This window comes from Phycicoccus mangrovi (assembly GCF_018729305.1).
GTDB lineage: Bacteria > Actinomycetota > Actinomycetes > Actinomycetales > Dermatophilaceae > Phycicoccus > Phycicoccus jejuensis.
In genome coordinates, this window is record NZ_JAHHWP010000009.1 from 139,758 (window position 1) to 152,625 (window position 12,868).

General features: G+C 73.6%; 12 protein-coding genes. 5 read left to right on the top strand and 7 right to left on the bottom strand.

Features of this window, described 5'->3' with window-relative positions; genetic code table 11:
• Positions 1-45 precede the first annotated feature (45 nt).
• The 5 genes from KMZ30_RS07505 to KMZ30_RS07525 form a co-directional block, all read right to left on the bottom strand.
• The gene (locus tag KMZ30_RS07505; protein ID WP_215511932.1) at positions 46-300 is read right to left on the bottom strand and encodes a DUF6458 family protein; all 255 of its coding nucleotides are present in this window, start codon (positions 298-300) and stop codon (positions 46-48) included.
• Positions 301-404: 104 nt separating this feature from the next.
• Positions 405-584, bottom strand: a complete 180-nt coding sequence (locus KMZ30_RS07510; protein WP_215511931.1) for a hypothetical protein — start codon at positions 582-584, stop codon at positions 405-407.
• Between the two features lie 87 nt (positions 585-671).
• Complete coding sequence (locus tag KMZ30_RS07515; RefSeq protein WP_030527036.1) at positions 672-2,051, bottom strand: FAD-binding oxidoreductase; 1,380 nt, start codon at positions 2,049-2,051, stop codon at positions 672-674.
• Positions 2,052-2,218: 167 nt separating this feature from the next.
• Positions 2,219-3,025, bottom strand: coding sequence for a nitrilase-related carbon-nitrogen hydrolase (locus KMZ30_RS07520; protein ID WP_215511930.1), 807 nt, complete (start codon positions 3,023-3,025; stop codon positions 2,219-2,221).
• Positions 3,026-3,275: 250 nt separating this feature from the next.
• On the bottom strand, positions 3,276-5,300 hold the full coding sequence (locus KMZ30_RS07525; protein ID WP_308279609.1) for a bifunctional copper resistance protein CopD/cytochrome c oxidase assembly protein: 2,025 nt from the start codon (positions 5,298-5,300) through the stop codon (positions 3,276-3,278).
• Positions 5,301-5,328: 28 nt separating this feature from the next.
• Here KMZ30_RS07525 and KMZ30_RS07530 point away from each other — a divergent pair, with 28 nt between their 5' ends.
• The 4 genes from KMZ30_RS07530 to KMZ30_RS07545 all read left to right on the top strand — a co-directional run bounded on the left by KMZ30_RS07530 (position 5,329) and on the right by KMZ30_RS07545 (position 9,122).
• Positions 5,329-6,177: a maleylpyruvate isomerase family mycothiol-dependent enzyme gene (locus tag KMZ30_RS07530; protein ID WP_215511928.1), complete on the top strand. Its 849-nt coding sequence runs from the start codon at positions 5,329-5,331 to the stop codon at positions 6,175-6,177.
• On the top strand, positions 6,177-6,653 hold the full coding sequence (locus KMZ30_RS07535; RefSeq protein ID WP_215511927.1) for an SRPBCC family protein: 477 nt from the start codon (positions 6,177-6,179) through the stop codon (positions 6,651-6,653). Before KMZ30_RS07530 ends, KMZ30_RS07535 begins: the two co-directional genes overlap by 1 nt.
• 151 nt (positions 6,654-6,804) lie before the next feature.
• Positions 6,805-7,281 carry a MarR family winged helix-turn-helix transcriptional regulator gene (locus KMZ30_RS07540; protein ID WP_226901864.1) on the top strand — a complete coding sequence of 159 codons (477 nt, stop codon included), beginning with the start codon at positions 6,805-6,807 and terminating at the stop codon, positions 7,279-7,281.
• A complete protein-coding gene (locus KMZ30_RS07545; RefSeq protein ID WP_215511926.1) occupies positions 7,278-9,122 on the top strand; it encodes an MDR family MFS transporter in 1,845 nt (614 codons plus the stop codon). Before KMZ30_RS07540 ends, KMZ30_RS07545 begins: the two co-directional genes overlap by 4 nt.
• Here the strand turns inward: KMZ30_RS07545 and KMZ30_RS07550 are convergent.
• The gene (locus KMZ30_RS07550) at positions 9,103-10,314 is read right to left on the bottom strand and encodes an MFS transporter (RefSeq protein ID WP_051750232.1); all 1,212 of its coding nucleotides are present in this window, start codon (positions 10,312-10,314) and stop codon (positions 9,103-9,105) included. The genes KMZ30_RS07545 and KMZ30_RS07550 overlap by 20 nt on opposite strands.
• A 272-nt stretch (positions 10,315-10,586) precedes the next feature.
• A complete protein-coding gene (locus tag KMZ30_RS07555) occupies positions 10,587-11,789 on the bottom strand; it encodes an acyl-CoA dehydrogenase family protein (RefSeq protein WP_030527045.1) in 1,203 nt (400 codons plus the stop codon).
• Between the two features lie 86 nt (positions 11,790-11,875).
• Here KMZ30_RS07555 and KMZ30_RS07560 point away from each other — a divergent pair, with 86 nt between their 5' ends.
• A complete protein-coding gene (locus tag KMZ30_RS07560) occupies positions 11,876-12,829 on the top strand; it encodes a DMT family transporter (protein ID WP_215511925.1) in 954 nt (317 codons plus the stop codon).
• Positions 12,830-12,868 lie beyond the last annotated feature (39 nt).

Consider the following 12,868-nt stretch of genomic DNA (forward strand, 5'->3'; position numbering starts at 1 on the left):
TCCTGCTGGAGGGGCGGGCCCGTCGGGCGTGCGGCGTGCGGCGCGTCAGCGCGGGTCGATCTCCGTGCGGTCGACGCGGGTGCCGGTGTTGGGGTCGACGTGGCTCTCGCGGGTCGTCGTCACGCGTCCGCGGCGGCTGCCGGCCTGCATGACGAAGGACAGGAGGATGGCGAGGACGCCGCCCGCCATGAGGATGTAGCCGATCATCTCGAGGTTCAGGCCGGCCACGCTCTGGTCGCCGACGGCGAACGTGAGGATGGCGCCGAGGACGAGGAGGAAGATGCCGAGTCCGATGTACATGGGGTCTCCTGGGGCAGGGGTCGGCGGACGGTCATCCCGACCGTACCTGTTCCGACCTGCGCCGTCGAAGGTTTGTGCAGACTTTGTCGACGACGGGCAACGGGCTACTGGCCGCCGCCACCACCCAGGCCCGGGCCGTTGTGGGTCATCCGGGAGGCTGCCGCCTCGGCGCCGTAGGGCGCGTCGCCGGTGAACTCCGAACGGGTGCCCGTGCCGCGGCGCCGGCGCTCGAGGACCACCCCGAGCACGACGACCAGGACCAGGAGTCCGATGATCCACCACATGGCGCCACTCCCCTTCCGGCGTCCGGTGCCTCCGGGCTGCCGTGCCGTCAGGGTCGCACGAGCCGGCGCGGCTGTCGAGGCATCCGGTCAGACGAAGGAGCCGGGGTTGAGGATGCCCTGCGGGTCGAGCGCGGCCTTGACGCGGCGGTTGAGGTCCATGACCTCGGGGCCGAGCTGCGCCTCCAGCGAGCCCTTCTTGAGCCGGCCGACCCCGTGCTCGCCGGTGATCGTGCCGCCGAGGCCGATGGCGGCGTCCATGATGTCGCCGAAGGCGAGGCGGGCCCGACGCTCGGAATCGGCGTCCGTCGCGTCGTAGACGATCGCCGGGTGGGTGTTGCCGTCGCCGGCGTGCGCGACGACGGGGATCTCGACCCCGTGGCGCTGGCCGATGGCCTCGATCTCGGCGAGCAGCGCCGGCAGCTGCGGCACGGGCACGCCGACGTCCTCGGGCAGGACCGCGCCGCGCGGCTCGAGCGCGGTGAAGTGCACGCGCCGGGCCTGGACGAACATCTCGGCCTCGTCCGGGTCGTCGGTGGCGACGACCTCCTTGGCGCCGGTGACCTCGCAGGCCGCGACGATGGCCGCGACCTCCTCGGCGCGCGAGGCGCCCGGGGCATCCGACTGGATGAGGAGGAGCGCGCCGGCGTCGCGGTCGAGCCCCATCGGCTGGTAGTCCTCCACGGCGTTGATCGAGGCGCGGTCCATCAGCTCGACCATCGAGGCGCGGACCGTGCGGCCGAGCTCGATGACGGCGGCCGCGGCGTCGGCGACGGTCGGGAAGAGCGCGACGACGGTGGAGCGGGGAGCCTGCGCGGGCACGAGCCGCAGGATGGCCCGGGTGACGATGCCGAGCGTGCCCTCGGAGCCGACGAAGAGCTTGAGCAGCGAGAGGCCGGCGACGTCCTTGACGCGCTTGCCGCCGAGCGTCACGAGGGTGCCGTCGGCGAGGACGACGTCGAGGCCGAGGACGTAGTCGGTCGTCACGCCGTACTTGACGCAGCAGAGGCCACCGGCGTTGGTCGCGATGTTGCCGCCGATCGAGCAGATCTCGAACGAGCTGGGGTCCGGCGGGTACCAGAGGCCCTCTGCGACAGCGGCGTTCTTGACCTCGACGTTGAGCGCGCCGGGCTCGACGACCGCGACGCGCGCGGCGGTGTCGATCTCGACGGCGCGCATCCGCTCGAGGCTGAGGACGATGGTGCCGTCGACGCCCATCGAGCCGCCCGACAGGCTCGTGCCGGCGCCACGGGGGACGACGCCGATGCGGTGCTCGGTCGCCCAGCGCAGGGTCTGCTGCACCTGCGCGGCGTCCTCGACGCGAACGGCCGCCAGCGGCGTGCCGGCGCTGGCGTCGTGCGTCCAGTCGTGGCGGTACTTCTCGAGCGCGGCGGGGTCGGTGGTGACGACCCCCGGCGGGAGGGCCTGCGCGAGCTCGGCGACGGCGGCTGCGGTGACGGCGGCGTCCATGCCCCTTACCTTCGCACGGCGTCGCCCACCCCGCGCCCCCGCACCTCCCGGGTTCGCCGTCCTCCCGCCCCGCCCCTCTGCCGGAAGCTCCCGCGCCGCCGCGGAGCTTCCGGGTGCCGCGGGAGGTCCTGCGTGGGCGGTGTGCCGGGAGTCGCGTCCGGGGTGGGTCAGAGGCGGCGGTCGGCGAGGACGGGGAACGCCTCGCGGTAGGCCGCCGTCCCGGCGAGGTCGACGTCGACCGAGAGCACGGCCTCGTCGGTGTGCGCGAGCTCGCCGAGCACCTCGCCGTTCGCCGCGACGACCTGGCTGTGGCCGCCCATCGGCGTCCGGGCGTGCGTGCCGCCGGTGTTGACCTGCGCGAGCACGCACTGGTTCTCGACCGCGCGCGCACGCCCGAGCAGCGTCCAGTGCGCGACGCGGGCCAGCGGCCACGCGGCCGGCACGAGCAGGAGGGATGCCCCCGCCTCCTGCTGACGCCGGTAGAGCTCGGGGAAGCGCAGGTCGTAGCAGGTGGTCAGGCCGGTGCGTACCGTGCCGCCGGCGCCGTCCGGCAGGTCGAGGACGACGACGTCCTCCCCTGCCTCCATGAGCTTCGGCTCGCCGGCGCCGAACCCGAAGCGATGGATCTTGCGGTAGACGGCGAGGCGCTCGCCCTCCCCCGAGAAGAGGAGCGAGGTGTTGGACAGCGTGTTGCCGTCGGGCCCCGGCTCGGGCAGCCGCTCGACGAAGGAGCCGGCGTGCAGCGTGGCGCCGGCCGCGCGGGCGGCATCCGCCATCGCCGCGGCGAAGCGGCCGTCCAGCGGCTCGGCCTCGCCGTCCCAGCGGGTGTAGTCGAAGCCGGTCGGGGCCCACAGCTCGGGCAGCACCACGAGGTCGTGCCCGCGCTGCTGCGCGACGAGGTCCGCCGCCCGGTCGATGCGGGCGCCCGCGGGCTCGTCGTCGCCGTAGGCCAGCTGGAGGAGGGCGATGCGCATCGCCCCATCCTCGCGCACCCGCCGGTGTACCGGAATCGACACATTCGTCAGTTACTGCCCACCGACCGCCGACCGCCCGGTGCGGTGTACAGGAATCGACACATTCGTCAGTTGCTGCACGCCGAACGCCGACCGCCCGGTGCGGTGTACAGGAATCGACACATTCGTCAGTTCCTGCACGCCGACGGCCGACCGTACAGAAATCGACACATTCGTCAGTTGCTGCACGCCCCTCCCCCCGGGCAGGAGGTCAGTCGAGCTGGTCGGCCTCCTCGCGCAGCCGGGCCAGGCGCGCGTTGTAGGCGGTGAGGTCGGCGTCGCCGTCGCGGTCGGCCTTGCGGTCCAGGCGCGCGGTCTCGCGCATCTCGCTGCGGAACCACTGGACGGCGACGATGACGGCCAGCGTCAGCGTCGGCGCCTCACCGATGCCCCACGCGATCTCGCCGGCGGTGTGCTGGTCGGCGAGCGGGTCGGGGCCCCACGGCAGGTTGATGGCCGTGAAGAAGTCCGGCGCGAGCAGCGTCGAGCTGCCGGTCAGCGCGACCCCGAAGAACGCGTGGAACGACACGGTCGCGAAGAGGATGACGAGCAGCATGAGCGGCGACCAGCGCGGGACCCCGGGGTCGATGCCGATCATCACCCAGACGAACAGGTACCCGGACAGCAGGAAGTGGGCCATCATCAGCAGGTGGCCCGTGTGGGTCGTCAGCGCCAGCTCGAACAGTCCGGTGTAGTAGAAGGCCGCGAGGCTGAAGAAGAACACGGCCGCGGCGACGACCGGGTTGGCCAGCACCCGCATCGCCCGGGAGTGCACGACCTGGAGCAGCAGCTCGCGCGGTCCCCACGTCTTGTCGCGCCGGGCGGCCAGCGTCCGCAGGGCCAGGGTCACCGGGGCCGCCGGCACGAGGAGCAGCGGCACGATCATCGCGACGGCCATGTGCATGACCATGTGGGCGCTGAACAGCACCCTGCCCCAGATGCCCGGCGCCCCGCACGTGGCCCAGACGAACAGCGCCCAGCCGAGGGTCCACGTGACGACCCGCAGCACGGGCCACGCGTCGCCGCGCCGCCGCAGCCGCACGAAGCCCGCGACGTAGAGGCCGACCGCGAGCACCGCGACGGCGACGAAGAGCCAGTCCATCCGCCACGCCAGCAGCCAGTCGGCGCCCCCGAAAGGCCCGGGGTCGGGGTAGCCGGTCAGCTCGAGGACGATGCCGGGGTCGGGCAGGGCGTCCGGGACCGGCGGGATGCTGCGCGCGAGCACGGAGGCGAGCCCGACGGCGACGCCCATCACCGCGAGCTCGGTGACGGCGAGGCGCGCGAAGGCCCGGCCGTCGGACGGGTCCGCGCTCAGGCGGGCCGCGAGGATGCGGCGCTGCTGCACCCCGAGCACGGCGAGCACCGCGATGGCGACGACCTTGCCGAGCAGGACGATGCCGTACGTCGTGGTCAGGCCGTCGAGCGAGCCGATGCGGATCCACGCCTGGACGAGCCCCGAGAGGCCGACGGCGACGATGGCCCACGTCGCGAGCACCGAGAAGCGCCCGACCGTGGCCCCGAGGTCGCGGCCCAGGGCGCGCCGCATCATGACGAGCGCGATGAGCCCGCCGACCCAGACGCTCACCCCGAGCAGGTGCACGGCGAGGCCGTTGACGGCGTCCTCGTGGCTCGCCGAGCCGGCCGAGTGGCCGTTGAGGGCGTGGACGACGATCGCGACGAGCGTCAGCGCGGCGAGCCACGCCGTCGCGGCGCGGCTGCGGGCCAGACCGACCGTCGCGGCGACGACGACCGCCACCCCGGCGGCGATGACGAGGACGCGGGTGGTCTCGAGCGCCCAGGCGAACGACAGCAGCTGGGGCAGGAGGTCCGGCGACGTGAGCGGCGTCCCGGACAGGTCGGCGAAGGTGAGGACGACCTCGAGCAGCGCGGCGACCGCCCACAGGACACCGGTGGCGCCGGCCAGCCGCCGGGCCGTGCCGCGGCGGTCGGTGCGGGCGCGCTCGGGCGCGAGGAAGACGGCGAGCAGCAGCAGGCCGAGGGTCGTGGACGAGGCGATGTTGCCGACGGTCGCGACGACCGGCACGCCCCACCGGACGGCCGGGCCGGGGTCGGCGAGCGCGAGCGGGTCGGCGGCCCCGGTCAGCAGCGCGGCGGGCACGAGGGCCACGAGGCCGGCCGCGAGCGTCAGCAGCAGCGGCCGCAGCCAGCGGGCGGTGTCGGTGCCGTCGCCCGTCGCGTCACGGGCCGCGGGGCGGCTGCTCGGCAGGGAGGTCACACCCCCCAGCGTAGGTACTGTGGTCGACATGTCCCTGCACCCACCTGCCCCGACCGGCTTCGCCGAGGTCGTCGACGCGTGGGCGCACACCGTCCGCTGCGTCACCGACCTCGGCCGCGCGCTGCGCCCCGGCGACGCCGAGCGCCCCACCGACTGCCCCGGCTGGACGGTGGCCGACCAGCTCGCCCACGTCCTCGGCGGCGAGTCGATGGTGGCCGGCGACCCCGACCCGGACGTCGACGTCAGCGGCTACGACTACCTGCGCCACGACTTCGGCACCCGGCACGAGAAGTTCGTCGAGGCCCGCCGCGGCCGCTCGCCGGAGGACCTCGTCGACGAGCTCGACTGGCGGCTCGAGGAGCGCCTCGCGGTCTACCGGTCCGAGGGCGTCACCGGCGAGGAGGAGGTCCGCGGGCCGTTCGGCCGCACGACGCTCGCCGACCTCGTCGGCATCCGCACCTTCGACGTCTGGATGCACGAGCAGGACCTGCGCGAGGCCCTCGACCGTCCCGGCGGCCTCGACACCCCCGCGGCCGCGCTGAGCGTCAGCCGCCTCTTCGCCGTCCTGCCCCGGGTCGTCGCGCGCGACGCGCGGGTCGCCCCCGGTCAGGCCGTCGTCCTCGACCTCACCGGCCCCACGGTCGGCCGCGCCGGTGTCCGGGTCGAGCAGGACGGCGACCGCGCGGTCGGCATCCCCCTCTTCACCGGCGAGGACGCCGACCACCCCGACGTCGTGACGACCTCGCTGTCGATGTCGACGCGGGTGGCAATGCGGCTGGCCGGCGGCCGGCGCTCCCCCGACGAGCTGCCGGTCACCGTGCACGGCGACGAGGGCGTCGCCCGGTCCGTCCTCGCGGCCCTGGCCATCACCCCCTGATGGCGCGCTTCTCGACGTCGACCCGGTCCGCGGCGACGGTCAGCGCCGAGCCCGACGCCGTCTGGGCCACGCTGACCGACCCCGACGAGATCGCCCGGCTCACCCCGTTCCTCCAGCGCGTCACCGAGCACGGCGAGCACTGGGTGTGGGAGATGACCCGCGTCCCGGTGCTCGGCAAGAGCTTCTCGTTCTCGTTCACCGAGCGGATGACGTTCGACGAGCCCCACCGCATCGAGTTCGCGCACGACCCGGACGCCGCGCTCGCCGAGGAGTCGGCCGGGGTCGAGGGCTGGTACGCGCTGCAACCGCGTTCCGGCGGAACGCATCTCGAGACGTCGATGACGATCTCGGTGGACCTGCCGTTCCCCGCCCTCACCAAGCCGGCGGTCAACACCGCGATGAAGGGCGTCGTGACGCTCATGGGCCAGCGGTTCTCGCAGAACCTGCTGAACCACCTCGGCGCCCGCGCGCTCTGAGGCACGCCGGCCCCGGTCGGCCCCGGGCACCGTCGGCCCGCTCTGTCGAAGGTCGGTCCTGACGCGTTCCTGCATCCCCAGATCTAGTTGTATGCTGCAAACAACTGCCCGCTCGGACGTCCGCGTCCGCCCCCACCCCCGAGGAGGTCCGATGTCCTTCAGCGCCGCGTCGTCGACGCCGACGGCCGTCCTCGGCGACGAGCTCGTCCGCGTGCTCAAGCTCATGCACGTCGCCCGGGCCCGTGCCCCCCGCATGCACGAGCAGGTCGACCCGATGGCCTACCCGCTGCTGTTCAACCTCGTCCGCACCCCCCTGCGCGTCTCCGAGCTCGCCGAGGCCGTCCACTCCGACGTCTCGACGGTCAGCCGCCAGGTCAGCACCCTCGTCGAGCACGGCCTCGTCGTCCGCGAGCCGGACCCCGACGACGGGCGCGCCCACGTCCTCGCCGTGACCGCCGAGGGCACCGCGCTCCTCGTCGCGATCCGGGAGGGCCGCGACCGCTGGCTCCAGGGCCTGCTCGCCGACTGGAGCGAGGACGACGTCCGCACCCTCACCCGCCACCTGGCCCGCCTCGCCGCGGACCTCGAGGCCTCCTTCACCGACCCGACCGCCAGGAGCACCCGATGAGCTCACCCCGCCACGCGGACCCCGACCAGCCGACGAGCCACTCGGGCTCGCGCGGCCCCGGCCGCCACGTCGCCGGCAGCGGCGGCGCCCACGCCGCCGGCGCCCCCCGCACCGCGACCGCCGGCGGCCCCTCCGCCCCCACCGGCGACGGCGACCTCTCGCACCGCCAGATCGTCACCATCCTCATCGCCCTCATGGCCGGGATGTTCCTGGCCGCCCTCGACCAGACGATCGTCGCCACCGCCATCCGCACGATCGCCGACGACCTCAAGGGTCTGGACCACCAGGCGTGGGCGACGACGGCGTACCTCATCACGTCGACGATCGTCACGCCGCTGTACGGCAAGCTCGGCGACATCTACGGCCGCAAGAAGCTGTTCGTCACGGCCATCTCGATCTTCGTCGTGGGCTCGGTCCTGTGCACCCTGTCGACCTCGATGACCGGCCTGGCGTTCTTCCGCGCCGTCCAGGGCCTCGGCGCCGGCGGCCTGTTCTCGCTCGCCCTGGCGATCGTCGGCGACATCGTCCCGGCCCGCGAGCGCGCCAAGTACCAGGGCTACTTCCTCGCGGTCTTCGGCACCTCCTCGGTGCTCGGCCCGGTCATCGGTGGCTTCTTCGCCGGCACCGACGCCATCTTCGGGGTCACCGGGTGGCGCTGGGTCTTCCTCGTCAACGTGCCGATCGGCATCGTCGCCCTCGCGCTCGTCACCAAGACGCTGCACCTGCGCCACCAGCGCCTCGACCACCGCATCGACTGGCTCGGCGCCGCGCTCCTGTCCGTCTCGCTCGTGCCGCTGCTGCTCGTCGCCGAGCAGGGCCGCGAGTGGGGCTGGGGCTCGGGCCGCTCGATCGCCGCCTACGTCGTCGGTGGCATCGCGGCCGTGCTCTTCGTCCTCCAGGAGAGCCGGATGGGCGACGAGGCCATCCTGCCGCTGAAGATCTTCCGCAACCGCACCGTCGGGGTGTCCTCGGCCGCCTCGATCATCATCGGCATGGGGATGTTCGGCGGGCTGGCCGCCCTGCCCCTCTACCTGCAGATCGTCAAGGGTGCCTCGCCCACCGAGGCCGGCCTGCTGCTCCTGCCGCTGACGCTGGGCATCATGTCCGGGTCGATCTCGTCGGGCCAGATCATCAGCCGCACGGGGCAGTACCGGCTCTTCCCGGTCACCGGCGCCGTGCTGCTGACCGGCTCGCTGTTCGCGCTGCACTACACCGCGTTCGACACCCCGCTGTGGCAGACGATGGTCATCATGGTCTTCTTCGGCCTGGGCCTGGGCTTCAACTTCCAGCCGCTGACCCTCGCCGTGCAGAACGCCGTCCCGCCGCAGCAGATCGGTGTCGCGACCTCGACCGCCACCTTCACCCGGCAGATCGGCGGCACCATCGGGACCGCGGTCTTCCTCACGGTGCTGTTCTCCCTCGTGCCGGACCGGATCTCGTCCGCGTTCCGTACCGTGGCCCCCACCGCCGAGTTCCAGAGCGCCCTGCGCGACCCGGCCAACGCGGCCTTCGCGCAGCAGCTCCAGCAGAGCCAGGCCGGCGGGTCCGCCGCCGCCTCCAGCGGTGTCCTCCAGGACAGCTCGTTCCTCAACGGGCTCGACCCCGCACTGGCCAAGCCGTTCCTCATGGGCTTCTCGGAGGCGATGGACGTGGTCTTCCTCGTCGGCTCGATCGTCATGGTGCTCGCCGTCGTCGTGCTGGCGTTCCTCCCGCAGGTCGAGCTGCGCAAGGGCTCCGCCTACACCGAGCGCGCGAACGCCGGAAGCGGGTCGACCGGGGAGGGGCCGCGCCCGGGCGCGGCACGCTCCGACGACGCGGCGGTCACGGCACCGGCGAGCTGACGCGGGCCGCCTCGGCACCCTCGAGGTGCCGACGGCGGACCGCGACGATCGCTAGGGCCAGTGCCCCGGCGAGCACGGGGACGGCGTAGGCGCGCTGGGGCCCGAGGGCCTCGACGGCCCAGCCGCCGACCGCCGACCCTGCCGAGATGCCGATGAGGATGCCGGTGACCGCGACGGCCATCCCCTCGGTGACGAGGGCTGCCGGGACGAGGCGCTGCGCGAGCGACAGGCTGGTGATGAGCATCGGCGCGGTGGCCGAGCCCGCGACGACCATGACGGCGGTCAGCTGCCACGTGTTCGCCACGAGGAGCGCCGGGACCTCGAGGACGAGCATCGCCGCGGCGGCGACGAGGAGGCGCTTCGTCAGCGTCGAGCGGAAGGTCCGGGCGCCGAACCACAGCCCCGAGAGCGTCGAGCCGACCGCGAAGCCGCCGAGCACGAGGCTCGAGAGGCTGGCGTTGCCGTCGGCCTCGGCGAAGGCGACCGCGACGACCTCGTTGGCGCCGAAGATCACGCCGGTCATGACGAGCGCGGTCGCGACGACGAGCAGGCCGGGTCGGCGGATCGCGAGCCCGCTCGGGCGGTCGGCGCGGGCCACGACCGGCGGCTCGGTCGCCCGGGCGGCGAGGAAGGTGAGGACGCCGACGGTGAAGAGGACCTCGGCGAGGACGAGCCCGGCCTCGGGGAACCACAGCGTCGAGACCAGCACCGCGATGACCGGACCGATGACGAACGACGCCTCGTCGGCGACCTGCTCGAAGGACATCGCGGTGTGGAGGCGGTCCGGGTCGTCCCGGAAGATGTGGGCCCAGCGGGCGCGCGACATCGGCCCGGGCTCGGGCAGGAAGGCGCTGACGCCGTAGAGGACGAAGAGGGTCCAGACCGGCGCCCCGAACCCGGACGCGAGCGCGGTGCCCAGGCCGGCGACCGCCGAGAGCACCATGAAGGGCCGGGCGACCCGGCGCTGGCCGTACTGGTCGATGAGCCGCCCGAGCACCGGGCCGGCGACCGCGAGCACCGCGAGCCCGACGGCGCTGACCGCCCCGGCGAGGCCGTAGGAGCCCTGCCGCTCACTGACCATGACGATGACGGCGACACCGAACATCGCACCGCCGGTGCGGGAGAGGGCGGTCCCGGCGATGAAGGGCAGGGCACCGGGGACGGCGAACAGGGGGCGGTAGGGGGCGAGCACAGGGGCCTCGTCGGTCGGGCGACCGCCGGGGCACCCGGCCGGGTCGAGCGTTCTGGAACAGGTCCCCTCCAGTGTGCTCCCGGGAGGCGAGAGGGGACAAACCGGTTCCGGCGGGGCTCGTGGCGCGCTCGATGGCGCCGGAGCGGGGGTGATCGCCCCACCTCCGGCGCCACGACGGCCGCCAGGAGCACGAGCCGACGCCGGTGCCGGCTACACCGCAGTACGTGTCGCCACAGCAGCACTTACTGCGGTGTAGCCCGCATCGGTGGGGGTCAGCGGAAGGCGGCCTCGCCGGTCAGCGCCTGACCGATGACGAGCGTGTGCATCTCGACGGTGCCCTCGTAGGTCAGCACCGACTCGAGGTTGTTCGCATGGCGCATCACGGGGTACTCGCCGCTGATGCCGTTGCCGCCGAGGATGGTCCGCGCGGTGCGGCAGATCTCGATCGCCTTGGTCACGTTGTTGTACTTGCCGACCGAGACCTGCTCCGGCCGCAGCCCGACCGCGTCCTTGCGCCGGCCGAGGTGCAGCGCGAGGAGCCGGCCGAGCTGGAGCTCGGTGGACATGTGCGCGAGCTTGGCCTGGGTCAGCTGGAAGCCGGCGATCGGCCGGTCGAACTGCGTGCGCTCCATCGAGTAGCGGCGGGCGGAGTCGAGGGCCGAGCGGGCGGCGCCGAGGCACCCCCAGACGATGCCGTAGCGCGCCTCGGACAGGCACGACAGCGGCCCCTTGAGCCCGCGCACCTCGGGCAGGACGGCGTCGGCCGGCAGGCGCAGCCCGCTGAAGGTCAGCTCGGCGGTCACGGACGCCCGCAGCGACATCTTGTTCTTGATGACGTGCGCCTCGAACCCCGGCGTGTCCGTCGGGACGACGAAGCCCCGGATGCCGCCGTGCTCCTCGCCGGCGTTGGCCCAGACGACCGCGACGTCGGCGAGCGTGCCGTTGGTGATCCACATCTTCGAGCCGTCGAGCACCCAGTCGTCGCCGTCACGGCGGGCGCGCGTGCGCATCGAGGCGGGGTCCGAGCCGTGGTCGGGCTCGGTGAGGCCGAAGCAGCCGATCGCCTCGCCGGCGGCCATCCGCGGCAGCCACTCCTGCTTGTGCTCCTCGGAGCCGAACGCGTGGATCGCGTACATCGCGAGGCTGCCCTGCACCGAGACGAGCGACCGGATGCCGGAGTCGCTCGCCTCGAGCTCGAGGCAGGCCAGGCCGTAGTCGACCGACGACATCCCGGCGCAGCCGTAGCCCTCGAGGTGCATCCCGAGCAGGCCGACCTTGCCGAACTCGCGGGCCAGCTCGCGCGCGACGGGCAGGTCACCGGCCTCGTACCAGCCCATGACGTGCGGGTCGACGAGGTCGTCGCAGACCTGCCGGACCGTGGCCCGGATGGCCTTCTCCTCGTCGGTGAGCATCGAGTCGACGTCGATCACGTCGAGGGGGTCGGAGGGGCGCTTCGGCATCGTCGACGAGCTCATGAGCCCATCATGCCGGGGCACGGTACGGGCCGCCGGTGTGACCTCCGCCTCGGAACAACGGCCCCGGGGCCTCGGTTGGGCCGGGCATGGCCTCGACGACGACCGCTGCGCCGGCTCGGGCCGGCGCCCTGCCCCTGCTGCCGGCGGCCGCGTTCGTCGTGGTCTGGTGCTCGGGCTACGTCGCCGGGCCCGCGGCGGTGCGCGCGGTGTCACCCTTCTGGGCGCTGCTGCTGCGCTTCGTCGTGGCCGCGGCGGTGACGGCCGCGTTGGCGTGGCGGCTGCGCGGGCCGCTGCGCATCCGGCGCTCGGTGCTCGGCCGCATCGCCGTCGTCGGCCTGATGATGAACGGCGTCGTCTTCGCGCTCATGTACCTCGCCTTCGACGCCGGGATGGGCGCCACGCTCGCGTCTCTGCTGCACGCGCTCAGCCCGGTGCTGACCGCCGTGCTCGCCGGGCTGGTGCTCGGCGAGCGGCTCGGGCGGCTGCAGGTGCTGGGGTTCGTGCTCGGCGTCGCCGGAGTGCTCGTCGTGCTCGGGCCGGACGTCGACGAGGCCGGCGGCGCGCTCGGGGTCGCGCTCGGGCTGCTCAGCCTCGTCGGTCTGAGCGTCGGCACCCTGGGTCAGCGCTGGTTCCACCTCGAGGACGACCCGCCCGACCCGCTGTGGGCCGCGACCGTGCAGTTCGCCGTGTGCGTGCCGCCGTTGGCGCTGCTCGCGCCGCTCCTCGAAGGTGTTCCGTCGGTCGCCGACCCCGTGGCGGCACTCGTGTCGGTCGGGTGGCTGGCGCTCGTCAACTCCGTCGCCGGCCTGCTGCTCCTCGGGCTGCTCGTCCGCCGGGGCGGCGCCGGGGCGTCGTCCAGCCTGTTCTTCGTCTGCCCGCCGGTCACCGCCCTCATGGCGTGGGCGGCGTTCGGCGACACCCTGACGCTGCGCGAGGTGCTCGGCATCGTCGTCGCGGTGGTCGGCGTCGGCATCGCGACCGGGGTCGCCGGCCGTCGCCGCGCCCCCACCGCCACTCCCTCCTCCCGCGAACGTGTGTGAAGAACGTCGGTGTGCCGACTGTCATGTGCCAGGACATCG

Bases quoted from the DNA above. Each gene is read 5' to 3' on its own strand.
- KMZ30_RS07505 (WP_215511932.1), bottom strand. From the start codon at position 300: ATGTACATCGGACTCGGCATCTTCCTCCTCGTCCTCGGCGCCATCCTC.
- KMZ30_RS07510 (WP_215511931.1), bottom strand. From the start codon at position 584: ATGTGGTGGATCATCGGACTCCTGGTCCTGGTCGTCGTGCTCGGGGTG.
- KMZ30_RS07515 (WP_030527036.1), bottom strand. From the start codon at position 2,051: ATGGACGCCGCCGTCACCGCAGCCGCCGTCGCCGAGCTCGCGCAGGCC.
- KMZ30_RS07520 (WP_215511930.1), bottom strand. From the start codon at position 3,025: ATGCGCATCGCCCTCCTCCAGCTGGCCTACGGCGACGACGAGCCCGCG.
- KMZ30_RS07530 (WP_215511928.1), top strand. From the start codon at position 5,329: ATGTCCCTGCACCCACCTGCCCCGACCGGCTTCGCCGAGGTCGTCGAC.
- KMZ30_RS07535 (WP_215511927.1), top strand. From the start codon at position 6,177: ATGGCGCGCTTCTCGACGTCGACCCGGTCCGCGGCGACGGTCAGCGCC.
- KMZ30_RS07540 (WP_226901864.1), top strand. From the start codon at position 6,805: ATGTCCTTCAGCGCCGCGTCGTCGACGCCGACGGCCGTCCTCGGCGAC.
- KMZ30_RS07545 (WP_215511926.1), top strand. From the start codon at position 7,278: ATGAGCTCACCCCGCCACGCGGACCCCGACCAGCCGACGAGCCACTCG.
- KMZ30_RS07555 (WP_030527045.1), bottom strand. From the start codon at position 11,789: ATGAGCTCGTCGACGATGCCGAAGCGCCCCTCCGACCCCCTCGACGTG.
- KMZ30_RS07560 (WP_215511925.1), top strand. From the start codon at position 11,876: ATGGCCTCGACGACGACCGCTGCGCCGGCTCGGGCCGGCGCCCTGCCC.